At 71.0% G+C, this 23,348-nt stretch carries 30 protein-coding genes; 19 read left to right on the plus strand and 11 right to left on the minus strand.

Annotated elements, in window-relative coordinates; translation table 11 throughout:
- The first annotated feature begins 5 nt into the window (after positions 1–5).
- Complete coding sequence (locus ACIBQ8_RS24885; protein ID WP_397193077.1) at positions 6–488, plus strand: NUDIX domain-containing protein; 483 nt, start codon at positions 6–8, stop codon at positions 486–488.
- On the opposite strand, the gene ACIBQ8_RS24890 is transcribed toward ACIBQ8_RS24885, so the two are convergent.
- Entirely contained in the window at positions 447–2,348 is a 1,902-nt protein-coding gene (locus ACIBQ8_RS24890) for a nitrate- and nitrite sensing domain-containing protein (RefSeq protein ID WP_397193078.1), read from the minus strand. The two genes, ACIBQ8_RS24885 and ACIBQ8_RS24890, sit on opposite strands and share 42 nt — an antisense overlap.
- Positions 2,349–2,410: 62 nt before the next feature.
- Between ACIBQ8_RS24890 and ACIBQ8_RS24895 the strand changes: the two genes are divergently transcribed.
- A complete protein-coding gene (locus ACIBQ8_RS24895) occupies positions 2,411–2,824 on the plus strand; it encodes a hypothetical protein (RefSeq protein WP_397172725.1) in 414 nt (137 codons plus the stop codon).
- 2 nt (positions 2,825–2,826) lie between these two features.
- Here ACIBQ8_RS24895 and ACIBQ8_RS24900 read toward each other — a convergent pair whose 3' ends face one another.
- Positions 2,827–3,303, minus strand: a complete 477-nt coding sequence (locus ACIBQ8_RS24900; protein ID WP_397193079.1) for a hypothetical protein — start codon at positions 3,301–3,303, stop codon at positions 2,827–2,829.
- A 74-nt stretch (positions 3,304–3,377) separates the two neighbouring features.
- Between ACIBQ8_RS24900 and ACIBQ8_RS24905 the strand changes: the two genes are divergently transcribed.
- Positions 3,378–3,905, plus strand: coding sequence for a DUF6886 family protein (locus tag ACIBQ8_RS24905; RefSeq protein ID WP_397172728.1), 528 nt, complete (start codon positions 3,378–3,380; stop codon positions 3,903–3,905).
- On the opposite strand, the gene ACIBQ8_RS24910 is transcribed toward ACIBQ8_RS24905, so the two are convergent.
- From ACIBQ8_RS24910 to lysS, 4 genes are read right to left on the minus strand one after another with little or no spacing between them, the layout of a single operon-like run.
- Positions 3,880–4,842, minus strand: coding sequence for a ketopantoate reductase family protein (locus ACIBQ8_RS24910; RefSeq protein WP_397193080.1), 963 nt, complete (start codon positions 4,840–4,842; stop codon positions 3,880–3,882). The two genes, ACIBQ8_RS24905 and ACIBQ8_RS24910, sit on opposite strands and share 26 nt — an antisense overlap.
- A 19-nt stretch (positions 4,843–4,861) precedes the next feature.
- A complete protein-coding gene (locus tag ACIBQ8_RS24915) occupies positions 4,862–5,590 on the minus strand; it encodes a glycosyltransferase family 2 protein (RefSeq protein WP_397172731.1) in 729 nt (242 codons plus the stop codon).
- A 60-nt stretch (positions 5,591–5,650) separates the two neighbouring features.
- The gene (locus ACIBQ8_RS24920; RefSeq protein WP_397172733.1) at positions 5,651–6,190 is read right to left on the minus strand and encodes an AAA family ATPase; all 540 of its coding nucleotides are present in this window, start codon (positions 6,188–6,190) and stop codon (positions 5,651–5,653) included.
- Positions 6,187–7,800: a lysine--tRNA ligase gene (gene lysS, locus ACIBQ8_RS24925; RefSeq protein WP_397193081.1), complete on the minus strand. Its 1,614-nt coding sequence runs from the start codon at positions 7,798–7,800 to the stop codon at positions 6,187–6,189. Before lysS ends, ACIBQ8_RS24920 begins: the two co-directional genes overlap by 4 nt.
- An 89-nt stretch (positions 7,801–7,889) precedes the next feature.
- Between lysS and ACIBQ8_RS24930 the strand changes: the two genes are divergently transcribed.
- Positions 7,890–8,405, plus strand: coding sequence for a DinB family protein (locus tag ACIBQ8_RS24930; RefSeq protein WP_397172737.1), 516 nt, complete (start codon positions 7,890–7,892; stop codon positions 8,403–8,405).
- Positions 8,406–8,409: 4 nt separating this feature from the next.
- Here the strand turns inward: ACIBQ8_RS24930 and ACIBQ8_RS24935 are convergent, their stop codons facing one another.
- The gene (locus ACIBQ8_RS24935) at positions 8,410–9,522 is read right to left on the minus strand and encodes an ROK family protein (RefSeq protein WP_397193082.1); all 1,113 of its coding nucleotides are present in this window, start codon (positions 9,520–9,522) and stop codon (positions 8,410–8,412) included.
- A gap of 90 nt (positions 9,523–9,612) precedes the next feature.
- Here ACIBQ8_RS24935 and xylA point away from each other — a divergent pair, with 90 nt between their 5' ends.
- The 3 genes from xylA to ACIBQ8_RS24950 are packed head-to-tail and all read left to right on the plus strand — an operon-like array spanning position 9,613 to position 12,604.
- Entirely contained in the window at positions 9,613–10,764 is a 1,152-nt protein-coding gene (gene xylA / locus ACIBQ8_RS24940) for a xylose isomerase (RefSeq protein ID WP_397193083.1), read from the plus strand.
- A complete protein-coding gene (locus ACIBQ8_RS24945; protein ID WP_397172739.1) occupies positions 10,761–11,504 on the plus strand; it encodes a sugar phosphate isomerase/epimerase family protein in 744 nt (247 codons plus the stop codon). The genes xylA and ACIBQ8_RS24945 overlap by 4 nt, the downstream gene beginning before the upstream one ends.
- Positions 11,501–12,604, plus strand: a complete 1,104-nt coding sequence (locus ACIBQ8_RS24950; RefSeq protein ID WP_397193084.1) for a Gfo/Idh/MocA family protein — start codon at positions 11,501–11,503, stop codon at positions 12,602–12,604. The genes ACIBQ8_RS24945 and ACIBQ8_RS24950 overlap by 4 nt, the downstream gene beginning before the upstream one ends.
- A gap of 10 nt (positions 12,605–12,614) precedes the next feature.
- Here the strand turns inward: ACIBQ8_RS24950 and ACIBQ8_RS24955 are convergent, their stop codons facing one another.
- Positions 12,615–13,895, minus strand: coding sequence for an esterase-like activity of phytase family protein (locus ACIBQ8_RS24955; RefSeq protein ID WP_397172743.1), 1,281 nt, complete (start codon positions 13,893–13,895; stop codon positions 12,615–12,617).
- 150 nt (positions 13,896–14,045) lie between these two features.
- Between ACIBQ8_RS24955 and ACIBQ8_RS24960 the strand changes: the two genes are divergently transcribed.
- The 5 genes from ACIBQ8_RS24960 (at position 14,046) to ACIBQ8_RS24980 (ending at position 16,361) form a co-directional block, all read left to right on the plus strand.
- Positions 14,046–14,312 carry a hypothetical protein gene (locus ACIBQ8_RS24960; protein WP_397193085.1) on the plus strand — a complete coding sequence of 89 codons (267 nt, stop codon included), beginning with the start codon at positions 14,046–14,048 and terminating at the stop codon, positions 14,310–14,312.
- 80 nt (positions 14,313–14,392) lie between these two features.
- Entirely contained in the window at positions 14,393–14,668 is a 276-nt protein-coding gene (locus tag ACIBQ8_RS24965) for a hypothetical protein (protein ID WP_397193086.1), read from the plus strand.
- A 121-nt stretch (positions 14,669–14,789) separates the two neighbouring features.
- Complete coding sequence (locus tag ACIBQ8_RS24970; RefSeq protein ID WP_397172747.1) at positions 14,790–15,152, plus strand: nuclear transport factor 2 family protein; 363 nt, start codon at positions 14,790–14,792, stop codon at positions 15,150–15,152.
- Positions 15,153–15,639: 487 nt separating this feature from the next.
- Positions 15,640–15,990 (plus strand): hypothetical protein, encoded by a 351-nt coding sequence (locus ACIBQ8_RS24975; RefSeq protein WP_352321331.1) that lies wholly within the window; start codon positions 15,640–15,642, stop codon positions 15,988–15,990.
- Positions 15,991–16,007: 17 nt separating this feature from the next.
- Complete coding sequence (locus tag ACIBQ8_RS24980) at positions 16,008–16,361, plus strand: YbaB/EbfC family nucleoid-associated protein (protein ID WP_397172749.1); 354 nt, start codon at positions 16,008–16,010, stop codon at positions 16,359–16,361.
- A 15-nt stretch (positions 16,362–16,376) separates the two neighbouring features.
- On the opposite strand, the gene ACIBQ8_RS24985 is transcribed toward ACIBQ8_RS24980, so the two are convergent.
- Positions 16,377–17,285 (minus strand): hypothetical protein, encoded by a 909-nt coding sequence (locus ACIBQ8_RS24985; RefSeq protein WP_397172751.1) that lies wholly within the window; start codon positions 17,283–17,285, stop codon positions 16,377–16,379.
- 122 nt (positions 17,286–17,407) lie between these two features.
- Between ACIBQ8_RS24985 and ACIBQ8_RS24990 the strand changes: the two genes are divergently transcribed.
- From ACIBQ8_RS24990 to ACIBQ8_RS25010, 5 genes are all read left to right on the plus strand, one after another.
- Positions 17,408–18,166, plus strand: a complete 759-nt coding sequence (locus ACIBQ8_RS24990) for a hypothetical protein (RefSeq protein ID WP_397172753.1) — start codon at positions 17,408–17,410, stop codon at positions 18,164–18,166.
- A gap of 142 nt (positions 18,167–18,308) precedes the next feature.
- Complete coding sequence (locus ACIBQ8_RS24995) at positions 18,309–19,385, plus strand: SRPBCC family protein (protein ID WP_397193087.1); 1,077 nt, start codon at positions 18,309–18,311, stop codon at positions 19,383–19,385.
- Positions 19,386–19,438: 53 nt separating this feature from the next.
- Positions 19,439–19,900, plus strand: a complete 462-nt coding sequence (locus ACIBQ8_RS25000; RefSeq protein WP_397193088.1) for an RNA polymerase sigma factor — start codon at positions 19,439–19,441, stop codon at positions 19,898–19,900.
- Positions 19,897–20,607: a hypothetical protein gene (locus ACIBQ8_RS25005; protein ID WP_397193089.1), complete on the plus strand. Its 711-nt coding sequence runs from the start codon at positions 19,897–19,899 to the stop codon at positions 20,605–20,607. Before ACIBQ8_RS25000 ends, ACIBQ8_RS25005 begins: the two co-directional genes overlap by 4 nt.
- A complete protein-coding gene (locus ACIBQ8_RS25010) occupies positions 20,604–20,726 on the plus strand; it encodes a hypothetical protein (protein WP_397193090.1) in 123 nt (40 codons plus the stop codon). Before ACIBQ8_RS25005 ends, ACIBQ8_RS25010 begins: the two co-directional genes overlap by 4 nt.
- A 41-nt stretch (positions 20,727–20,767) precedes the next feature.
- Here ACIBQ8_RS25010 and ACIBQ8_RS25015 read toward each other — a convergent pair whose 3' ends face one another.
- Entirely contained in the window at positions 20,768–21,199 is a 432-nt protein-coding gene (locus ACIBQ8_RS25015) for a hypothetical protein (RefSeq protein ID WP_397193091.1), read from the minus strand.
- Between ACIBQ8_RS25015 and ACIBQ8_RS25020 the strand changes: the two genes are divergently transcribed.
- Positions 21,182–21,493, plus strand: coding sequence for a hypothetical protein (locus ACIBQ8_RS25020; protein ID WP_397172761.1), 312 nt, complete (start codon positions 21,182–21,184; stop codon positions 21,491–21,493). The genes ACIBQ8_RS25015 and ACIBQ8_RS25020 overlap by 18 nt on opposite strands.
- A gap of 359 nt (positions 21,494–21,852) precedes the next feature.
- A complete protein-coding gene (locus ACIBQ8_RS25025) occupies positions 21,853–22,395 on the plus strand; it encodes a hypothetical protein (RefSeq protein WP_397193092.1) in 543 nt (180 codons plus the stop codon).
- Positions 22,396–22,470: 75 nt separating this feature from the next.
- On the opposite strand, the gene ACIBQ8_RS25030 is transcribed toward ACIBQ8_RS25025, so the two are convergent.
- Positions 22,471–23,091 (minus strand): TMEM175 family protein, encoded by a 621-nt coding sequence (locus ACIBQ8_RS25030; protein WP_397193093.1) that lies wholly within the window; start codon positions 23,089–23,091, stop codon positions 22,471–22,473.
- Positions 23,092–23,348 lie beyond the last annotated feature (257 nt).

Consider the following 23,348-nt stretch of genomic DNA (forward strand, 5'->3'; position numbering starts at 1 on the left):
GCCCGGTGAACGATTTCTGGTCCACCGTCAACCGGGTCGTCACCGGGGCAGCGGCCTACATCACCGACGAGCGGGGCCGGGCCCTGCTCGTCAAGCCCAACTACCGCGACCACTGGTCCTTCCCCGGCGGCATCATCGACGCGGGCGAGCACCCGGCCCAGGCGTGCGCCAGGGAGGTGGCCGAGGAGCTCGGCCTGGTGCTGGAGGTCGGCAGGCTGCTCGCCGTGAGCTGGGTCGACGGCCTGGCCTACGTGCCGTACGCGATGGTCAACTTCCTGTTCGACTGCGGCGAGCTGCCGTCCGGGACGGTGATCACCTTGCAGGCCGAGGAGCTGGACGACCACGGCTTCTACACCCACGAGGAGGCCGCCCGCCTGCTGCCCGCCCACGGCCACCGGCGGCTGCTGGCGGCCGCGCGGGCGCGGGCCTCGGGCGGGACGGCCTACCTAGCTCCCGGCGAGGACCGGCTGGTCGGCCAGGAGGGCTGAGGGCAGGAAGACCATCGCGGTCAGGCCGCCGTACGGCGAGGGCGCGAGGGTGACCTTGATGTCGTGACGGGCGGCCAGCCGGCCGACCACGAACAGGCCAAGCCGGTCGCTCTGCGCCAGGTCGAACTCCGGCATCTTGGCCAGCCGCTCGTTGAGCTCGTCCAGCTCGACGCGGGGCAGGCCGAGGCCGCGGTCCTCGATCTCGATCATCAGGCCGTTCGGGGTGCTGGAACTGCGCACGTCCACCCTGGTCTGCGGGGGTGAGAAGAGGGTGGCGTTCTCGACCAGCTCGGCCAGCAGGTGGGCCACGTCCGTGACGGTCGCGCCGAGCAGCGCGGCCTGCGGCGGCGGCAGGATCTCGACGCGCTCGTACTCCTCCACCTCCGCGACGGCCGCGCGCAGCACGTCGAGGATGGCCACCGGGTTGCGCCAGCCGCGGCCGGGGGCCTGGTCGGACAGGATGATCAGGCTCTCGGCGTGCCTGCGCATGCGGGTGGTGAGGTGGTCCAGCTTGAACAGGTCGGCCAGCAGGTCGGGCTCCTCGGTGGCCCGCTCCATGCTGTCGAGCTGGAGCAGCTGGCGGTGCAGCAGCGACTGGTTGCGCCGGGCCAGGTTCACGAAGACCTGGCTGACGCCGTGCCGCAGCCTCGCCTGGTCGACGGCGGCCTCCACGGCCGTGGACTGCACGTGGTTGAAGGCCCGCACGATGTCGGCGACCTCGGCGGTCTCCGTCCTGACCTCCAGCGGCGCGACCTCGGCGGCCGTGGGCGGCCGGGTGTTCGTGCGCAGCCGCTCGATCAGCCCGGTCAGCCGCACCTCGGCCAGTTCGGTGGCCGCGTCGCGCAGCCCGGCCAGCTCGCGGACCAGTCGCCGGCGGAAGCGCAGCGACAGCAGGATCGAGGCGAGCACGGCGAGCAGGCCCACGCCGCCGGCGACGCCGATCTTGATCAGGATGGTGCCGGCGGCCGGCGTCACCCGGGCCACGATGCCCTCCACGGCCTGGCCCTGGTCGCGTTCGAGTACGGCCCACAGGTTCTGGCCGTCGATCTCCCAGGTGGCGGCGGTGGCGGGCAGGCCGTTCATCGCGGCCTGGCCGCGGATGGCGTCCTCGGCGTCGAGGAACTCCTTGTAGACGGGCGAGGTGGCCAGCTGCTCGTACGGGCCGCGCAGGCCGCCGTCCAGGTGCGAGAGCGCCTGCGAGTACAGCAGCCGCCGGGTCGCCACCATCCCGGTGAACGCCTCCCGCTCGACGGCCTCGACCCGCCCTCTGGCCAGCACCACGACGATCATCGCGCGCTCGCGGGAGACCAGGTCCTTGGCCTCGCCGAGCATGGTGACGGCCCGGGCCTGCCGGTACAGCGACATGTCGGGAACCAGCACCATCGCGTCGTACATGCGGAAGGAGGCGTCCACGATCTGGCTGTAGCCGTCGATCACGGCCAGCGGCGCGACCGTGCCGCCGTCCACCTCGGCGCGGATGCCGGACAGCAGGTCGAGCTTGGCGTTGAGGGCGTCGAGCTGGGTGCGCATCTCGGGTGACATCCCGCGCTGGTCCCTGGCCAGCTTGCGGAAGGCCGCCACGGCCCGGTCGGTCTGCCCGCGCTGCCTGGCCAGCTTGTCCGCGCCGCGGTGGGTGGCCAGGAACTCGACCGAGGCCAGCCGCTCGTCCTGGAGCTCGGCGTTGATGCGCTCCGACGGGGTGGCCAGGTTGGAGGCCAGCTTGTTGATCTCCAGCAGGCGCAGGCCGTCGCCGCCGGTCAGGCCCGCCGCGAACGCCCACAGCCCGACCAGGGACAGCAGCGGCACGAGCAGGAGGATCAGGAGCTTCAGAGCAATGGGACGGCCACGCGTGGGGGGCATGCGACCTCCGGGTGCATGATGAGATCGCCTCGCAGATTACACCCCCCTTTGGAAGGATTTCTGTGCGTCTTCCGCGTTCCACCGCCGGTTGGACCATCGGCGTCTTCGGCGTGCTCGCCCTCGCCCTCGGGCTCGTGGGGCTGCTGTCGCCGAACTCCCTGCTGGTCCTGCTGGGTTTCGAGGTGCTCGACGTACGCCCGTCCGGCGACTACACGCTGGTCTACATGGCGGCTTCGTCGATGGCGGCGGTGAACATGGGGGTGTATTACGTTTTCGCGGCATCCGCCGACTACACGCCGTTCTTCCGGTGGACCGTGCCGTTCCGGCTGGTGACGTTCGCGGTGTTCACGACGCTGGTGCTGACGGGGGCGGCGCCGGGCGAGTTCTTCGGCGTGGGGCTCTGGGAAGGCGTGGGAGCGCTGGTCACGGGGTTCGCGCTCTGGCGCGAGGGCAAGCTGCTGCCCTCGCGCCCATGAGCTCACGGCCTGGTGTCGTCGGGGCGGCCGCCGGCCACCAGCCGGTCGCCGTCCACTCGTTCGTGCGCGGCTCGCTCGCTCGCGACCCGTTCGTGCGCGACGCGCCCGTCCGTCACGCCGTCTGTGGCGCTGTCCGTGGCGCCGACCGTCGCGCCGTCGCGCGCGGCGCGGTTGCGGTCGCGTTCGAGCCGCCGTTCGAGGTCGCGCTTCTCGTCCTCCAGGCGGGAGACCCGGTCGGACGCCTCGGCGCGGGCGGCCCGCAGCCTGCGGCGCTTCCTGGCGGTCCTGCGCGACCCGGCGCCGATCAGCCAGATCCCCGCCAGCAGGGCGGCCGCGACGACCGCTCCGGCGATGAACATCTGGACGTGGTCGAGCTGGTAGGTGTTGCCGAACAGGATGTACCTGGAGCTCTCCTCCGTCGCCACCAAGGCGACGGCGCCGCCGGCGAGCAGGACCAGGATCAGACCCAATAAGACCATCCGAACTCACCCCTTGTCGTCAGAGCGCGTTTCTTCTGCCCTGACGAGGACGGGGTATGCGCATGATGGCGGGTATGAGACCCGAGCCCGGCCAGGTGCTGCACTTCTCCGAGGACCCGACCATCGAGCGGTTCGTGCCCCATGTCGCGCAGACGTCCTCGCTCGGCGAGCCGTACGTGTGGGCGGTCGGCCACGACCGCTGCCCCGATTACTGGTTCCCGCGCGCCTGCCCGCGGGCGATGGCCTGGCGCGGGCCGGACACCACCGACGAGGACGTGGCCAGGATCGCCGGCGCGGGCTGCGGCGACCGGGTGCACGCCGTCGAGTACGCCTGGCTCAAGGCCATCATGGACGTCCGCCTGTTCGCCTACCGCCTGCCCGCGGCCGGGTTCGCGCCGATCGGCGACCCCCCGCACGCCGTGGTGTCGAGGGAGCCGGTCGTGCCGATCGGCCCGCCGGAGCCGGTGGGCGACCTGTTCGAGCTGCACGAGCAGGCCGGGATCCAGTTGCGCGTGCTGGACAACCTGTGGCCGTTCTGGCACGAGGTGACCGGCAGCAGCATGTGCTTCAGCGGGATCAGGCTGCGGAACGCGCGTCGATGAGCGCTGTCAGCTCGGCCACCGGCATCGAGGCGGGCGGCAGCTTCTCGCGGGCGACCCGGTTGGCCTCGCGGCGCAGCACTTCGTTGACCGGCGTGGGCACGCCGTGCTCGCGGCCGAGCAGGACGATCTCGCCGTTGAGGTAGTCGGCCTCGATCGAGCCGCTGCCCCTGGCCAGGCTCTGCCAGGACGACCCGCCGCCACGCCGGACGCCTTCGATCGGGACGACGTCCACCTGGTGGCCGCGGACCCGGCGCTCGTCCTCGGCGGTGGAGTAGGGGATGCCCGCGTGCTCGAACACGCCGACGGCCTCGGCGCGGGCCCGGTCGGCGAGCTCGGCCATGCCGTCGGCGTGCCCGACGAGGGCCTCGACGGCGTTGCCGAGGTTGTTGAGCAGCTTGCCGTGCTTCCAGCGCATGACGTCGGGGGTGGCGCGGGCGAGGAGGCCGTGTTTGCCGAGGTCGTCGGCGATCTGCCCGGCGAGGTCGTCCACACCCTGGGGATAGCGCCCGACGTGCAGCAGGCCCGAGTACGGGTGGCCGTAGGCGGCCACGACGCCGGGTTCGAGGTGCTGGGACGGCAGCCACACGCACATGCCGTAGACCCGCTCGGACCTGCGCAGGACGGTGCGCTCGTTGGCCACGCCGTTCTGCGCGCACACGACCGGCAGGTCCGTCGGCCAGGGATCGAGGGCGGCCAGGGTGTCCTGGGACTTGGTGGCCAGGATCAGCACGTCGTCGTCGCGGGTGGGGATCGGGCCGGAGGCGGTGGGGATGCGCAGGGTCTCGTCGGAATCGGGGGTGATCAGGCGGAGTCCGTCACGTTCGAGCGCCTCGCGGTGCGCGCCTCTCGCGACGAGCACGACCTCGTGCCCGCCCTGGTGGAGGCGGGCGCCGATGGTGCCGCCGACTGCTCCTGCTCCGATCACTATGTAGCGCACTGTCCGAGAATGTCACTTCTTACTTGGCGAGCGCCACCTCGGTCTGCGGCATGAGAGCGGTCCCGCGCGTCCGCTCGCGCATGATCGTCTTCAGCACGCGCCAGCCGTCGCGCACCGCGTGCAGGTTGCTCGCGCCGTGGATCCGGGAGCGCTCGTGGCTGGGCACCTCGTGGATGACCAGGCCGGCCTGGGCGGCCCGGACGTTCATGAGGGTCTCGATCTCGAAGCCGTCGCAGTCGAGCTCCATGACGTCCAGGTGGTCGCGCCAGAAGGCGTTGTAGCCGTAGCACAGGTCGGTGAAGCGGGTGCCGTACAGCATGTTGGTCAGGCCGGTGAGGAACTTGTTGCCCAGCGACCGGATGGGGCTGAGGTCGTCGGAGCCGCCGCCGGGGGCGTACCGGGAGCCCTTGGCGAAGTCGGCGCCGTCGATGAGGGTCTCGACGAACGAGCGGATCTCCTTGCCGTCGGTGGAACCGTCGGCGTCGATCATGACGATGATGTCGCCACGGGCGGCCTGGAAGCCCTCGATGAGGGCGTTGCCCTTGCCGCGCCGGCTCTGCACGACGACCCGGAGGTCGGGGCGCAGCCTGCGCGCGACGGCGATGGTGTCGTCGGTCGAGTTGCCGTCGACCAGGATCACCTCGTCGATCCAGTCGGGCAGCGTGGCGAAGACGTGGGGAAGGTTCTCGGCTTCGTTCATCGCGGGGACGATGACACTGACACTGGCGGCGAAGGGCTGCTTGTTCATGGGTACAAGGTGCACCTGCACACATGCAGCCCACTTGACACTGCCTTGCAGTGATCCTACTTATATGCGATCTCCACCGACCAATGCCTCGTCCGCCCGCGCGAGGATCTCCTCGACGGTCTCGGCGGGGGACTGGGCGGAGGTGTCCAGCCACAGGCCGATGCGCGGCGTCCCGGCCCGCAGGGCGGCGTCGAGCTGGGCGATCGTCCAGGCGCCGTAGCCGGTCTTGGCGCGTTCGCGCTCGCGGCGCTCGACGGCGGCGGCGTCGGGGGCGAGCACGACCACCCTGAGCGGACGGGTGCGGATCCACCGGGTGAACCGCTCCAAGTCCTCCCCAAGAACCACATCTTGCACAATTGCTGTAAATCCGGCGTCGAAATACAAGTCCGCCGTCTGGGCCGCGTGGCGGTAGCGCAGGTGCAACTGGCGCGCCGCCTCCTCCTCCGACCCGGGCGTCATCTCGGCCCGGCCGCCCACGACCATGCGGCGGAAGGTGTCGCCCCGGACGTGGGCCGACCGCGGCAGGCGCTCGGCCAGCGCCTGGGCGACCGTGGACTTGCCCGCGGCCGAGATCCCGGTGACCAGGACGACGCCGTTCACCCGCCGACCAGCTTCCGCACCCGGTCGGCGCCCACCGCCATGATCAGCGTGGGCAGCCGCGGCCCGGTGTCGCGGCCCACCAGCAGCCGGTAGAGCAGGACGAAGAACGCCCGCTGGGCCGCCTTCAGCTCCGGCGTGGGCTTGGCGTCGGCGTCAAGGCCGGCCTGGAGCTTCGGCACGCCGTAGACCAGGCTGGTGAGGCCGTCGAGCGTCCAGTCGTCGAGGCCGTCGGCCAGCAGGCGCAACGACTCGCGCTCGGTCTGGCCGAGGGAGTCGAGCAGCTCCTGGTCGGGCGTCTCGCGCACGCGGGTGCGCTGGTCGGCGGGCAGGTGGTCGGCCACCCAGCGCTGTGCCCGGTCGAGCCGGGGGCGGGCCTGGTCGAGCTCGCCGACGGCGTCGAGGTCGCGCAGGATGCGCAGCGCCTGCTCGTCGTGGCCGGTGGTGATGTCGAGGACGGAGGCCAGCGTGCGGTAGGGCACCGGGACCGGCGTGGCCGGCAGCGGCCCGGCGGCGGTGCCCACGGCGCGGGCGTGGGCGGCCAGCTCGGCGGGCTGGGCCTGGCCGGCGGCGACCTTGCGGGCCAGGGCGTCCCACTCGTCGTAGAGGCGCTGGATCTCCTGGTCGAAGGCGATCTTGAAGGACTGGGCGGGCTTGCGGCGGGCGTACAGCCAGCGCAGCACGGGCGCCTCCATGATCCCCAGGGCGTCGGCCGGGGTCGGCACGTCGCCCTTGGAGCTGCTCATCTTGGCCATGCCGGTGATGCCGACGAAGGCGTACATCGGGCCGATCGGCTGCTCGCCGCCGAACACCTCGCCGACGATCTGGCCGCCGACGATCCAGGCCGAGCCGGGGGAGTGGTGGTCGACGCCCGACGGCTCGAAGACCACGCCCTCGTGTGCCCACCGCATCGGCCAGTCGACCTTCCACACCAGCTTGCCGCGGTCGTGCTCGGCCAGGCGCACGGTCTCGCCGAACCCGCACTCGCAGGTGTAGGCCAGCTCGGTCGTCTGGTCGTCGTACGCGGTGACCTTCGTCAGGTCGCGCTCGCACAGCTCGCAGTACGGCTTGTACGGGAAGTAGTCCGCCACCTCCCGGCCGCCGTCCTTGGTCCGGTACGCCGCCAGGATCGCGTCGATCCGCGACCGCTCGCGCACGGCCAGCAGGATCTGCTCCCGGTAGGCGCCCGAGGTGTACTGCTCGGTCTGGCTGATGCCCCGGTAGTCGACGCCCAGCTCGGCCAGCGCGGCGGTCATCGGCGCCTTGAAGTGCTCGGCCCAGTTGGCGTACGGGCTGCCCGGCGGGGCGGGCACCGAGGTCAGCGGTTTGCCGATGTGCTCGGCCCAGGACGGGTCGACGCCCGCGGGCACCCTGCGGAAACGGTCGTAGTCGTCCCAGGACAGCAGGTGCACGCAGTCGAGGCCGCGCCGCCTGATCTCGTCGGCGACGAGGTGGGGGGTCATGACCTCGCGCAGGTTGCCCAGGTGGATGGGGCCCGAGGGGCTGAGCCCGGAGGCGCAGACGATCGGTTTGCCCGGGGCGCGACGCTCCGCCTCGGAGATCACCTCGTCCGCGAACCTGGAGACCCAGTCGGCCTCTGCACTTTCCGCCATCGAGCCATTGTCGCGGCTCGCCCGGGTCATACGCGAACCAGCCGAAAATCCGGTGCGTCACCGATGAGCCCTCCAGTAGCCTCCCGCGCATGACGCCACCCCGTGTACGTCCGCCCTTCGTGGCCGACGAACGTACCCAGCTCGTCGGCTGGCTGGACATGCAGCGCGCGATCGTCCACTGGAAGTGCGAGGGGCTGGCCGAGGCCGACGCCCACCGGCCGGTGCTGCCGACCTCGCCCCTGATGACGGTGGCCGGCCTGGTCTCCCACATGCGCTGGACGGAGCACTGCTGGTTCGAGGTGCTCTTCCTGGGCGGCACCGCCGAGGGCAACCCGCAGTTCCAGGACGAGCCCGAAGACGCCGACATGCTGGTCGAGGGCGTCACGCTGGCCCAGCTACTCGACGACTACGCCAAGCAGTGCGAGCGCTCCAACGAGATCGTCGCCGCCCACTCGCTCGACGACGTCGGCAAGCACCCCGACTTCCGGTCGGCGGCGTCCTCGCTGCGCTGGGTGCTGATGCACATGGTCGAGGAGACCGCCAGGCATGCCGGCCACCTCGACATCGTCCGAGAGCTGGTCGACGGGAGCAAGGGCTACTACTGACCCCTCACGCGCCCAGCACGTCCGCCGGGTCGGCGACGATCCGCTGGATGATCAGCCCGGCCGCCCCCAGCACCGCCGCGTCGGCGCCGTTGGCCGAGACGACCAGGGCGGGCGGCGTGCCGCGCATCTGCCCCAGCCGGGCCGCCAGCACGTCCCGGGCCGGGGCCTCCAGCCAGGGGAACAGCGGGGCGAAGACGCCGCCGAGCACGATCCTTCCGGGATCCATCAGGTGCACGGCCGACGTGAGCGCCACCCCGAGCGCTTCTCCGGCCCGCGCGCAGGCGGTCAGCGCGCGCCGGTCGCCTGCGGCCAGCGCGTCGGACAGGGCGGCGATCGAGTCCAGGTCGCCGAGCAGGGCGTCCTGGCCCGCGTACACCTCCAGGCAGCCGCGGCCGCCGCAGCGGCAGGCGGGGCCGTCGGGGGTCACGACGACGTGGCCCAGCTCGCCGGCCAGCCCGTACGTCCCCCGGAACACGGTCCCGTCCACGACCAGCCCGGCGCCGACGCCGATCTCGCCGGAGACGTAGAGGAAGTCCGTCGCCCGCGAGCCGAACCACAGCTCGCCCAGCGCCGCCAGGTTCGCCTCGTTGTCGACCGCGCACGGCAGGTCGAGCAGGTCGGCCACCCGTACGTCGCGCCAGCCCAGGTGGGGGGCGTTGCGCAGCAGGCCGTCCTCGACCGTGCCGGGCACGGCCAGGGCGGCGCCGATGATCCGCAGCCCGGCCGCCTCGGCCTCCGCGACGACCTCCTTCACCAGGTCGCGCAGCAGTTGCAGCACGTCGGCCGGGTCGGAGCCGCGGTTGTCGGCCGGGCGGGTGCGGCGCAGGCGTACGGACCGGGTCAGGTCGACCACGCAGGCGGCCAGATAGTCGATGTTGACCTCCAGCCCGAGCGCGGCCACCCGGTGCCCGCTCAGCCCCACGGCCACGCCTGGCCGCCCGCGCTCGCCGTCGCGCACCGCGCCCGACTCGCTCACCGCCCCGGCCTCCAGCAGGGCCGCGACCAGGCTCGACACGGTGGTCTTGGTCAGCCCGGTGAGCTCGGCCAGCGCCGCCCTGGTGAGCGGGCCGTGCCCGTGGACGGCCTGGAGTACCACGGCCAGATTGCGGGCACGCATGGAATCATGCCGGACCCCCCTTGACGCCACCATGCATGCCTCCTCAGGATTATGTACAGATTATGGACTAAAGGTAGGGGACGTCAGCAAATGTCATCCTTCACTCCGACACCCGCCGATCGCTTCACCTTCGGACTCTGGACGGTGGGCTGGCAGGCCCGTGACCCGTTCGGCGACGCGAGCCGTCCCGCGCTCGACCCCGTCGAGAGCGTGCACCGGCTGGCCGAGCTCGGCGCGTACGGCGTCACCTTCCACGACGACGACCTGCTGGCCGTCGAGCCCGACCGGGACAAGGCGATCGCCGCCTTCCGCAAGGCCCTGGACGAGACCGGGATGAAGGTCCCGATGGCCACCACGAACCTGTTCACCCACCCGGTGTTCAAGGACGGCGCGTTCACCAGCAACGACCGCGACGTGCGCCGGTACGCCCTGCGCAAGGTCATGCGCAACATCGACCTGGCCGCCTCGCTCGGCGCGACCACGTACGTGTGCTGGGGCGGCCGCGAGGGCGCCGAGTCCGACGCGGCCAAGGACGTCAAGGCGGCACTCGACCGCTACAAGGAGGGCCTGGACCTGCTCTGCCAGTACGTCCTCGACCGCGGCTACGACCTGCGCTTCGCCCTGGAGCCCAAGCCCAACGAGCCGCGCGGCGACATCCTGCTGCCGACCATCGGCCACGCCCTGGCGCTCATCAACGACCTGGCGCACCCGGAGATGGTGGGCCTCAACCCCGAGGTCGGCCACGAGCAGATGGCGGGGCTCAACTTCGTCCACGGCATCGCCCAGGCGCTGTGGCACGGCAAGCTGTTCCACATCGACCTCAACGGCCAGCACGGCCCCAAGTACGACCAGGACCTGATCTTCGGCCACGGCGACCTCAAGAGCGCCTTCTTCCTGGTCGACCTGCTGGAGAACGGCGGCTACGACGGCCCGCGCCACTTCGACTACAAGCCGCTGCGCACCGAGGACCCCGACGACGTGTGGGACTCGGCCGCCGCGAACATGCGCACGTACCTGATCCTCAAGGAGAAGTCGCGCGCCTTCCGCGCCGACCCCGAGGTGCGGGAGGCCCTGCGCGCCTCCCGCGTGGACGAGCTGGCCCGGCCCACCCTCGCCGCGGGCGAGACCTGGCAGGACCTGGCCGCCGACGACTTCGACCCCGAGGCGGCGGCCCGGCGCGGCTTCCACTTCACCCGGCTCAACCAGCTCGCCCTTGAGCACCTCATGGGGGTCCGTGGATGACCAGGCCGCTCAGCGTCCAGCTCTACACCGTCAGGGACCAGCTCGCCGCCGACCGCGACGGCACCCTTGAGCGGATCGCCGGCATCGGGTACGGCGCCGTCGAGCCCTTCGACCCGACCGCCGACCCCAAGGGCTTCCGCCAGGTGCTCGACGACCTGGGGCTCGCGGTGAGCAGCACGCACGCGTACGCGCTGCTCAGCCAGGAGCCCGCCGAGGTCTTCGACGCCGTCGCCACGGTCGGCGCCGACCTGGTGATCATCCCCGGCGGCGTCCCCGAGGCCGAGTTCACCACCCGCGACGGCCTCTCGCGCACCGCCGACCTGCTGAACGGCCTGGCCGAGCAGGCGGCCGGGCACGGCATGCGCATCGGCTACCACAACCACTGGTGGGAGATCGAGCCCAGGATCGACGGCCGGCACGCCATCGAGGCGCTGGCCGACCTGCTCGCCCCCGAGGTGTTCCTGGAGATCGACACGTACTGGGCGGCCGTGGGCGGCGCCGACGTGCCCGCCCTGCTCGGCCGCCTGGCCGGGCGCACGCTCGCGCTGCACGTCAAGGACGGGCCGGTGGTGAAGGGCGAGCCGCACACGGCGGTGGGGGCGGGCGCGATGCCGGTGCCCGAGATCCTGGCCGCCGCGCCGGACGCCTGGCGGATCGTCGAGCTCGACACGTGCGCGACCGACCTGTTCACCGCCCTGGCCGACAGCCACGCCCACCTCACCGCACTGGAGGGCTCATGAGCGGCGGGCCCGTGGGCGTCGCGGTCGTCGGCGCCGGGGTGATCAGCGCCCAGTACCTGCGCAACCTCACCGCCTTCCCCGACGTGCGGGTGCTCGGCGTGGCCGACCTCGACACCGGCCGGGCCGCCGCGGCGGCCCGCGAGCACGGCGTGCCCGCCTCCGGCAGCCTGGCCGAGATCCTCGCCCTGCCCGAGGTCGAGATCGTGGTCAACCTGACGGTCCCGGCCGCGCACGCGGCCGTCGCGCTGGAGTCCCTGCGCGCCGGCAAGCACGTGTACGGCGAGAAGCCGCTCGCCCTGGACATGGACCAGGCGGCCAAGGTCATGGCCGAGGCCGCCAACCTGGGCCTGCGCGTCGGCGGCGCCCCCGACACCTTCCTCGGCCCCGGGCTCCAGGCCGCGGCGCACGCCCTGCGCTCCGGCCTGATCGGCGAGCCGGTCGGGATCACCGTCTCCTTCCAGAACCTGGGGCCGGAGTCCTGGCACCCCGATCCCGAGTTCTACTACCGGCCCGGCGGCGGCCCGCTGTTCGACATGGGCCCCTACTACCTGACCGCGCTGGTCTCCCTGCTCGGCCCGGTCGCCCGGGTCGCGGGCGGCACGCGCAGGGCCCGCGCCGAGCGGGTCGTCGGCTCGGGCCCCAAGGCCGGCACCCTGTTCCCCGTGGACGTGCCCACCCACGTCAACGCCCTGCTGGACTTCCCCGGCACGGCCACCGCCACCGCGACCTTCAGCTTCGACTCGCCCGTCAGCCGCAAGCTGATCGAGGTGATCGGCACCGAAGGCGCCCTGCTGCTGCCCGACCCCAACACCTTCGGCGGCCCGCTGCTGGTCCGCGGGCCGCACGACGCCGACTGGCGGGAGCTGCCCGTCGCCGCCGACCGGGCCGGGCGCGGCATCGGCGTGCTCGACCTGGCCCGGTCGCTGCGCGCCGGCACGCCGCACCGGGCCTCGGGCGAGCTGACGCTGCACGTGCTGGAGCTCATGACGGCCATCACCGAGTCGGGCGAACGCGCCGAGTTCCGCCCGATCACCTCAGCCGTGACGGCCCCCGAGCCCCTGCCCGCCGGCTGGGACCCGTACGCCGGCACGCTGTCCTGACGGGACGGCTCTAGAAGAGCGGCCTGGCCAGCCGGATCGTCAGGATCCGGCTGGTCACGCCCGAGTCCACCAGGCGGCCGTCGGCGTCGAAGGTGCCGAGGCCGAAGTCGTTGTCGTTGGCCACGGCGAGCGTCACCGGGTCGAGCAGGGCGACGCCCTCGATCTTGCCGGGCAGGCCGGGGATCGCCGCCAGGTCCACGGCGAGCGTCTTGGTGGCGACGGTGACGTTCGAGGGCAGCGACGCCTCCAGCGAGGGCGTGGTGGCCGGGTCGTCGTGCCGGCCGCCGAGCAGGTTCGTCGCCCGGCGCAGGTCGACGGTGTAGAGGCGGGCCACGGCGTCGGTGCGCTCCTGGAGCAGCAGGCGGCCGGGGCTCAGCACGTTCAGAGCGGAGATCTTCATGTCGCCCTGCTCGGCCGCCGGGTCGAAGGCGGCCACGTTCTCCATCGTGTAGGCCCACTCGCCGGTCGGGCGGCCGGTGCGCAGGTCAACGCGCAGGATGCGGGCCGTGCTCGACGCCTTGCCGGTCTTCTTGTCGGGGTTGGCGAGCGGGCTCTGCACGGCCAGGTACAGGGCGCGCTCGGCCTGGGAGACGCCGAGCGCCTCGATGCCGCGGTTCTGCTGCCGGGTCGCCAGGATCGCGGGCAGCGTCTCGTGGACCGGGTAGCCGGCGCCGGTGAGCTTCAGGCCCTTGGGGACGTACCTGGCCTGGACGCGGCCGTCGCCCGCCACGTGCAGCAGCGAGGGGGAGTACTCGTCCACCAGCCAGAAGCCGCCGCGGCCGTCGGTGACGACGTCCTCGGTGTCCAGGCCGTTCGGGTCGTAGGGGAGCTGCGTCAGGCCGTCCCAGGTGTAGGGGATCTCGTCGTGGCCGGACTGGTTGGACAGGCCGGTGATCGGGGTGCCGTCGGAGGTCTTCAGCGGGATGCTCTCCACGATGCGGGCCGTGTCGTGCCGCACGGCCACGCGGACGATCGCCGGCGCGAACTCCGGCACTGGGAACGTGCGCCGCTTCTCCCCGTTGACCTTGGGCTCGCCGTTCGGGCCGCGGTCGGTGACCATCCAGTACTCGCCCGCGCGCCTGGCCGGGAACAGGCCGCTGCCCAGGCCGCCGAGCTTGACGCCGCGGGAGTCCTTGACGATGTCCGGCTCGAAGGCGGCCAGGTCGGGGGCGGGCAGCGTCACGTCGGACAGGACGCGGGGCTGCCGTCCCGAGGCGGCGTCGGCGGGCGCGGCGACGGCGGTGGCGAGGGCCGCGCCGACGGCCAGCATGGCGATGAACGAACGAGACATGACGCTTCCCTTGGCAGCAAATCTACAGATAAGGGTCGAAAGGTATCCACGCTGGATGTCCTGCCGCTGAAGGGCGCGTGAATTCGTCATACGACGATCGGTGACATGTCGTACTAGGCGGCCTTCAGGGGGCTTCCTACCGTGGGAGCCGTGACCCTCATCCGGCGTACGGCCGTCGCCGCGGCGGCCGCGCTCATCTGCTCGCTGCTGCCCACGCAGGCCGCCCGCGCCGACGGCGCCTACACCTGCTTCCTCGGCTGGATCGACCACGGCACGATCTCCGGCCAGGACTGCGAGGGCGTCGGCTACGTGAACGTCAACGTCACGCTCATGGCCGGCCCCCGCCCCGGCACGTACCTGTGCCGCACGGCCTTCTCCTGGAACGGCTCCCTGTCGGGCGAGGGCTGCACGGGCTGATCCCGCCCATGTCCCTTGCCTGCCGGTGAGGTCCCCGGACCGGCCGTTCCCTTCCCTCTGTTCGGGGCAGAGGGCTGCTCATGACCCAAGACCCTTTTGAACCCCCCGGAGCCGGGCTCATCACCTCCTGGATCGCGCTCCTCGACAACGCCCGCCACGAGAACCGGGTCATCTCGGTACGCCTGCTGAGCGGCGACTCCTTCACCGGCCACGTCACCCGGCGGGGCGACTCCGTCGTCACCGTCGAGTCCTCGGAGCGGGCCGCCGGCGTCCGGGAGCACAACCTCGCCATCAGCGCCATCGTGTCGATCACCTTCGAGTCGCCGGCCGGCCCCGGCGGGGCCTCGCCCGCCTGAGCGGCCCGCCGGAACGCCCGGCTGTGTGCCGGACGCGCCGGACGCGCCGGCCTGTCGCACGGGAACGCGTCGTCCCGTATCGTCCGCAGCAGCGACCCCGTCCACGTGAGGAATGATCAACATGTCCCACGATGTGGTACGACGCGTTTTCCAGGTGGTCGACTCGTTCGACCCCGACAAGTTCGCCGAGCTGCTGGCCGAGGACGCCACCCTGGTGTTCGGCAACGCCGAGCCCATGGTGGGACGCGACGCCGTCGCCGCCGGCCTGCGGACGTTCTACTCGACCATCGGCGGCCTGCGGCACCGGATCGTCCGGGACTGGCAGGCGGGGGCCGACACGATCGCCGAGACCGAGGTGACGTACCGGCGGCTCGACGGCAAGGACGCCGCGGTGGTGGCCGTGTCGATCTGGCGCACCGGGGACGACGGCCTGATCTCGGACTATCGCATCTTCGCCGATCTCGCCCCCGTCTACGAGTCGTAGCTGCTTCCCGGTATTCCTGTCGGTATTGTGGACAACTCTGTGCGCCCGCCGGCGGCCACGTACCGACAGGAGAACCGCCATGCCCACCTACGAGCCGCCCACCCCCACCCCGACCGGTACGCCCGCCCCGAGCCCCACGCCCCCAACCCCCAGTGAGCCCCCGACCCCCAGCCCCACGACCCCGTACCCCACCCCGACCCCCACCTCCACGGCAACCCCGTCGCCCACCGGGACCCCGACTCCGACCGGAACCCCCACTCCGACCGGGACACCCTCTCCGACCGGGACACCGACGCCGACCCCGACCGGGACCGGCACCCCGACCCCCACCGGCACCCCGACCCCCACCGCAAGCCCGACCCCCACCGTGACCCCGACCCCGACCACCACCCCCAGTGCGACACCGAGCCCTTCAGGGGTGGCTCCCGCCCCGAGCGCCACCCCCTCGGCCCCCGCTCCGGGCGCGGCCGGCCCCCAGGGCCCCGGGATGCCGACCACCGAGGTGCACGGCACCACCTTCACCAAGGCCGCCGGCGCCTTCCTCGCCGAGCGCACCGAATTCGCGAACGACACCCGCCGCATCCTCGACGCCCTCGACGCACTGGGCGACTTCGCCGGCACCGACGAGACCGCGAACACCTTCAAGAAGAACTACGCGACGGCCCTGGGAAAGGCCGAGACCTACGTCGACGCCCTGCGCGAGGTCTACCCGGCGGTGGCCGACCGCCTGGCCGACATGCGGACCAGCTTCGACGTCGCCAACTGGGCCACCATCGCATCCCTGCCCGAAGTGTCCGACCCGCCCAAGCTCGCCCCCAAGGACGGACAGCTCATCTGACACCCCTGGAGCCCCCGATGACCACCCCCGAAGACCCCACCCCCTACCTCGACGACGAGATGCGCCACCTCCTCGGCCAGTTCCAGGCCGACATCCGCCCGCTTGAGGAGCTGCAGGAGAGCCTCGACGCCGTCCGCGGCCGTGGCGAGGCCGCCGACGGCCAGGTGACGGCCGAGGTGTTGCCGACCGGCGCGCTCGGCGGCCTGCGCATAGATCCGCGGGCCATGCGACTGGGCGCGGACGCCCTGGCGGAGGCCGTCCTGGCCGCCGCGAACGCCGCCGCCGAGGACCTCGCCGCCCGGATGTCCGGCCTGATGACGACCGGCCTGACCCCTTTCGCCGACGAGATCCGTCGCTTCACCCGGGACTGACGACGTGACCGGCACTCAGTACCGGCGCCACCGCCTGAACTGGTCCTGGCCCGCCGCGACCCCCAGCTTGGCGAGCATCTGCTGCCAGGTCGGCAGCAGGCTGACCGGGTCGTCCACGACGTCGCCCGGCCGGTTGAGGGCGTTGGCGGTGGTGCTGAAGATGGTGGACCCGGTCAGGAACACCACCGCGTTACGCGCCGCCGGGTTCTTCGGCAGCACGTTCGCGGCCTTGCCGAAGTTGGCGGGGTCCACGTGGTAGAAGACCATGGCCGCCGCGAAGTTCTTCAGCATGTAGTCGCCGCGGTCGCCCCAGGAGCCGGTGTCCTCGCCGCGCGCCAGCTTGAGCCCGTCGACGACCGCCTGGTCGAGCACGGTGTAGGCCAGGCTGCCGCCGACGGCGTAGATGAACCGCTTGCCCACGGCGTTCTCGAACATCTTGAGCAACAGCCGCGCCTGCGACCTGCGCATCGCCCAGTTGATCATCACCTGGACCTTCTTGTCGATCGCCGGCCAGCAGAAGAACATCAGCAGTTCGATCCACTGGATCATGGCCATCGTGCGCAATGTGTGCTGGGTCCGTTCCAGCAATTCGGCGTAATCCTCGACCGCGTCCGCCAGGCCGCGGATGTAGGCGGAGACGCGCGGCGGATAGGGCGCGATCTCCTGGTTGAAATACGTCCGGAACGCGTCGATGCCCGCGCCGGAACTCGGCGGACGCCAGACCCGGGCCGCGACCTCCTCCACGTCGTCAAGGCTGGCGTCCACGCGTCCGGCCAGTTGCCGCAGCAACCCCGCGGCCGCCCGCGCCTTCGCCGGATCGCCGTCCGGATAGGCCACGCTCAACATCTGCAGAACCACGCCGCCCACTCCGACGGCGGAGAACATGAACCCCGCCATCGGCAGCGCCCGGGAAGACGGACTCATTCGACAACCCCTTTTGCTGGAATCGACAATCAGTTGTGGGATCATCCCATCAATAACATCGATAACGCCAGTCCCAGATTTCCGCCGCTGTTCACCTGCCGGTCCGGTTAGGGTTTCCGGTCATGAGCCGAACGCCCATCGTCCCGGTTTCACAACTGGCGAGTTACGTGGAGACCGCGCGGGCTTATTACGAACCCCAGATGCAGCTCATGGGGCTCGGCCAGCAGCAGATCGAGCAGCAGTCATTGACCGAGCTGAAGGATTCGCTCGACCGGGTGAACCGGGCCATTGCGCACCCGTCGCAGTTCGGCACGCTCGCGCTGAAGATCAGCGCCTCGGCCGGCGCGATAATCGCCAAGACCGGCGCCGAGGCGACGGTCTCGATCGGCGCGCTGCCCATTTTGCTGGAGCGGAAGCGAACCATCATCGACCGTATTCGCGTCGTCTATCCGCAGGAACAACTGCAGGACGTGCAAGAGGTCGTCAGCCGGAAAGTCGACGACCCGGCGGTCCGCGACGAGCTCTACGGGATGATCTCTTCTCTGCTCGCCGAGCAGCGCGCGCTGGCGGAGCAGAGCGCCGCCTCGCAGCTCGACGACATCGACATGGCCCTGCGGGACATCGAGATCAGCGAGCGGAAATGGCGCATGCGCTGGTCGTTCCTCGAACGGGAACCGGTGGCCATTCTCATCGGCGCGGTGCTGCTGATTCTGCTGAGCGTCGCCCTCATCGTCGCGATGTTCACCGCGACCGCGATCCCCGAGCTCGTGGCCAGCGCCTTCCTGCTCATTCTCGGCTTCTTCTTCGGCCAGACGACTTCAGGGGCCCGCGCGAACGCCGACCGGCAGGGCGAAGGCGGCGTCACCGACCCTCGGGGATAGGCGTGGAAGCGGCGCGGTGATCCGTACACAATGGATCATCAACCCTCAATGCGGCCCATGCCCCGGAGGTACGGTGCCCCCCGCCTCGAACCCCGCATTCGATCACATCTCTGCCGGATACCACCCCGATCCCGCGCTTTCGATGTCCCTGCACGCCGACGCCTATACCGACCCGAAATGGCACGACATCGACCAGCAGGCCATCTTCGCCCGTTCGTGGCAGTGGCTGTGTCACGTGGAACGCCTGCGGACGCCGGGCAGCTACGTGACGGGGACGGTGGCCGGCCTGCCGATCGTCGCCGTACGGGACGAGTCCGGCATCCTGCGCGCCTTCTACAACGTGTGCAAGCACCGCGCCCACGAACTCCTGACCGGTTCCGGCGTCCGGCGCAGCATCGTGTGCCCGTACCACGCCTGGAACTTCGACCTGACCGGACGCCTGAGACGGGCGCGCAACACCGGCGGCATGCCCGGCTTCGACCCCTCCACGGTGTGCCTCGACCGGATCAAGGTCACCGAGTTCGCCGGCATGGTCTACGTCAACCTGGCCCCCGACGCGCCTGCGCTGGCCGAGCAGGCCGGGAACCTGGAGGCGGAGATCGCGGCACGGGCCCCCGACGTGGCCGGGCTGACCCTGGCCCGCCGGCTCACCTACGACATCGCCTCCGACTGGAAGAACGTCGTCGACAACTTCCTGGAGTGCTACCACTGCCACGTGGCGCACAAGGACTTCGTGTCCCTGGTGGACATGAGCACGTACCAGGTCACCACGTACGGCATCTACTCCAGCCACATGGCCCAGGCGGGCAGGTCGGAGAACTCCGCCTACGACGTGTCGGGCGCGACGGTCACCGAGCACGCCGTCTGGTGGCTCTGGCCCAACACGTGCCTGCTGCGCTACCCCGGCCGGGGGAACTTCATGGTTCTGCAGATCGTCCCCGACGGCCCCGGACGCACCCGCGAGACCTGGGACTTCTACCTGGAGACCGCCGAGCCCGACGAGGCCGAGCTGGACAGCATCCGCTACATCGACGAGGTGCTCCAGGTGGAGGACATCGCCCTGGTGGAGAGCGTCCAGCGGGGGATGCGCACCCCGGCGTTCACCCAGGGAAAGATCGTCTACGATCCCGACGGCTCGGGCCTGTCGGAACACGCCGTCCACCACTTCCACGGCCTGGTCCTGGACGCCTACCGCCGCCACCTCGAACCACGGCCATAGGACACACGACCCGACGAGAAGGCCGCTTCCCGGCTCCGGAGGCGGCCTTCTCCGTGTTCGCCTGTCACGCCTGCGACCACCCGGACACCTGCTTGGTGCCGGCCGGCGACCGCGCCCGGCTCTGGCTGTACGGCGTGGCCCGGCGCACCCTGGCCAACCACCGCCGCGGCGAGTCCCGCCGGGCGGCCCTCACCACGCGCCTGCGCGCCGAACTCGCGGAATGGACCGACCCGGGGGCGGACTCGGCGGCGGACCCCGCGGCCGGAGCCGTGCCCGAGACCGCCCGCGCGGCCTCCCTGCGGCTGTCCGCCGACGACCGGGAGGTGCTCTCGCTCGTCGCCTGGGAGGGGCTCGGCAACGCCGAGCTGGCGCAGGTGCTCGGCTGTTCGCGCCTCGCCGTCCGGCAGCGCCTGCACCGCGCGCGCAAGCGCCTGGCCGCCGAACTCGCCGCCGACGACCCCGATCTCGCCCGGTACGGCCCGCGAGCCGTCCGTCTCGCCAAGGAGACCTCATGAACCCGCAGCTCGACGACCTCCTCAGGCGGCTCGCCCCGCCCGCCGGGCCGGGGCTGACGCCCGGCGCCAGGGAGACGATGTGCAAGATCATGGAGGAGGAGCCCGCCCCGGCCCTGCCCGCGCGCGGGAGGCGGCGCACGCTGCTCGTGCTGCCGGCCGCGCTGGGCGCCCTCGCGGCGTCGCTGGCCGTCGTCGCCACCCTCGGGCCCGCCTCGGCCGCGGCCCTCGACGTCAAGGAGGAGGGCGGCTACTTCGTCATCGAGGTCAAGGACGTGTTCGCCAAGCCGGAGGCGTACCAGCAGCAACTGCGCGACGCCGGGCTCGACATCAAGCTGCGGCTGTTGCCCTCCACGCCCGGCAGCGTCGGCACGGTCGCCCCGAGCACGGTGGAACCGGACGGGATCAAGGTGATCGACCGTCAGGAAGGCTGCGAGTCGGCGGGCGGCTGCCCGATCAGCATCAAGGTCCGCCGGGACTTCAAGGGTTCGGCCGAGCTCGTCCTCGGCCGGGAGGCGCGTCCCGGTGGGAGTACCAGATCATCGGCGGTTTCGACTCGCCGGGCGAGCCCCTGCACTGCGAGCCGTACCACAACAGGCCCGTCAGCGAGGTCCGCGCCCTGCTCAAGGCCCAGGGGGTGGACGTCGAGGCGTTCGACGTCCTCGGCCCCGCCTTCTGGACGAAGGAGGGCAAGGAGACCGAGCCGGTGACCAAGGCGTCGGTCCCGGAGTCCATGCACGTCGTCGGCGGCTACCTGACGATGGCAGGCAAGGCCACACTCCAGGTCAGCGACTCGGACCTGCCCGCCGACCTCGTACAGACGATGTAGGAGAAGACCGGGTGCCGGCCTGAGCAGTGATCGCCATCGCGCTACCCGGAGCCGATCTTGCCCTCGGCGGCCGGCGGGACGGCGGAGAGCTCCGGCCTGCCGGCCGCGCGACAGAGCACGACGATCAGGGCGACGAGCGCGACGAACCACCCGACGAGCAGGACGGATGACAACTCGCTGTAGCCGAGACCGGCCGGCAGACCGGCCGTGCCCAGACCCGCCACCGCCCAGCGCAACACGTCCAGCAGGGGGATCTGTGAGCTGTCGCCTCTTGAGCGCATCCGGGTCATGAGCGCGTCCACGATCAGCCAGACGGTGACCAGGCCGCCGGCCGTGGCGGCGGTGCCGATCACGTACCTGATCGGCTCGTACGTGGGCGTGCCGCCCGTGAAGACGGCCACCAGCGAGACGGGGATCATGCCCACCGCCCACGCCTGGGCCCTGGCGAAGGCGACGTGCTTCTGGACTCCCATACCGCCTTCCTCAAGCCGGACCGCAGCCGGCTCGTGGTCATCAGCGACTACGGCCAACTCGTCGAGACCTATGACCTCTCCACCCGCAAGCGCATCCACCGCGTGCGCCCCCGCCTCCCCGGCGGGGACGCGATCGAAGCAGGACGAGGCTGGTCGACCAAGGGCCCCTTCCAGGTCCTCCGGGAGAACGCGGGGGCGGGGGAGCGCGGGACCTTCTACCTCGACCTGGCAACCGGCAAGACCCGGTACGTCAAGAACGGCTTGCCAGACGGCTACCGACCCGCGAACCAGTAGAAGAACCGACACGGATCTGGCGATGTGCGTAGGCAGGTGGTCCCACCGAGTTCCCGGGCGGCGTCCTTCGCTTTGTTCATCATGGAGACGGGGGAAACCGCCAAGGTTATGTTGAAGGCGTGGAGCTCATAGAAGAACGTGAGTGGGATGCCGGCGCGCACGGCGCCGAGAGTCCAGCGCGGCGAGGCGAATGCACGTGGGGAGCACCTTGCCCGAATCAGGCGACCCGAAGCGTCCTGGTGCGTGATGCCCGCGGAGAGAGCTGGTGGGCGGTGTGCGACCGGCACTTCGCCGACTCTCCGGTCTTTCGGCAGGCGTAACACATCGACATGTGGGCCGGGAGCGGAAAGCAGGGCGGCATGAGCGACGCCGATGTGAAGCAGATCGCCGCGTTGCTGAGAGAGCGGAACGGCGTCGACGGGAGGATCGCAGCGACCATCCGGCGTCCCATGACCGCGGGCCATCTGGGCGAGTGGATCGCAGCGCAAGTCTTCGGAATCGAGTTGGAGAGATCCGCCGTGGCCGCCGCGGTCGATGGCCGGTTCACGTCCGGTCCATTGCGTGGCCGCACTGTCAACGTGAAGTGGTATCTCAAGCGCGAGGGCCTGCTGGACGTCACCGAGCGGACGGAGCTCGACCACTACCTCGTGCTGACGGGGCCTGCATCACCGGCGGCCTCGTCGCGCGGCGGCACTCGTCCGTGGTGCATCGAATCGGTGTACTTGTTCGACTCCAAGCAGTTGCTGGCGGAGCTCCGTGCGCGCGGAGTCAAGATCGGAGTCGCCTCCAGCGTTCGAGCAGCGCAGTGGGCGGCAGCTGAGATCTACCCGAGCGCAAATAGCCCGGCACTTTCGGTGACCCCGGAGCAAGCGGACCTGCTGCGACTGTTCGCACTTCGATGAGGCTGTCTGGCAGCGCGATCCTGGACGGGCAACGCTCCCAGCAGGCCACCGCCGCCGATGATGGCCTGCCGGGTGTTACGCAGCCTGTCGTCTGGGACGCATGTCGAACATGTAGAAGAAGAGCAGCAACACGTAGAACACGAGCGCGCCGATCGCGCTGAACGCGCCGATGACGGTCGCGACGAGATAGAGCACCGGCCCCATGCCCCAGCGGAATCGCAACGAGCGCGCCTCGGCCGGAGTGATGTGCCCGCCGAGGTGGCGGTGGCCTGACGAGGCGTACCACCACACGGCGTTGTAGAAGATGCCGCCGATCACCAGCACGATTCCGTAGAAGACGGCGGCCGTCTGGGTGCCGTGGTCGGCGTGCAGCGTCTCGGCCAGCACATGCGTGGGGAACGGCAGGAAGGCGACATCCATCAGGAGGAGCACGTTGAGGGCCAGCAGCGGGCCGTCAGTCCTGCGGATGAAGTGGAACATCCGATGGTGGTTCATCCAGATCATGCCCACCAGCAGGAACGTCACCATGTAGGCGAGGTAGGACGGCCACAGGCCGATCAGCGCACCACCGGGGTCCTCTTCCCAGCCTTCGGGCAGCCGGATCTCAAGCACCAGCAGGGTGATGGCGATGGCGAAAACGCCGTCGCTGAACGCCTCCAGGCGCCCGGTGCTCATCACGGAAGAGTCATCGCTCACGCCGCGTATCGTAGCGAGGGGATCAAGTCGCCCGATGACAGGCAGTTCGGCGGATTTCTCCTGCTGGCCGGTACCCGGTGCACCGTAGCGTCTCAGCGGCACGGCGAGGCCGAACCCGGTAAGCCCACCGAAAGACCTCAGCCCAACCTCTCGGGTTCGGCCATCCCGAGCATCGGGACCGCAGCGCTGCTGGCGAGCCGACCGGGCAGGAGGTGACACCGAGACGCGCCGGTCACACCGAACGCAGGAACGTTGAC

It is taken from the genome of Nonomuraea sp. NPDC049646 (genome assembly GCF_044465525.1).
In the GTDB taxonomy this organism is placed as follows: Bacteria; Actinomycetota; Actinomycetes; order Streptosporangiales; family Streptosporangiaceae; genus Nonomuraea.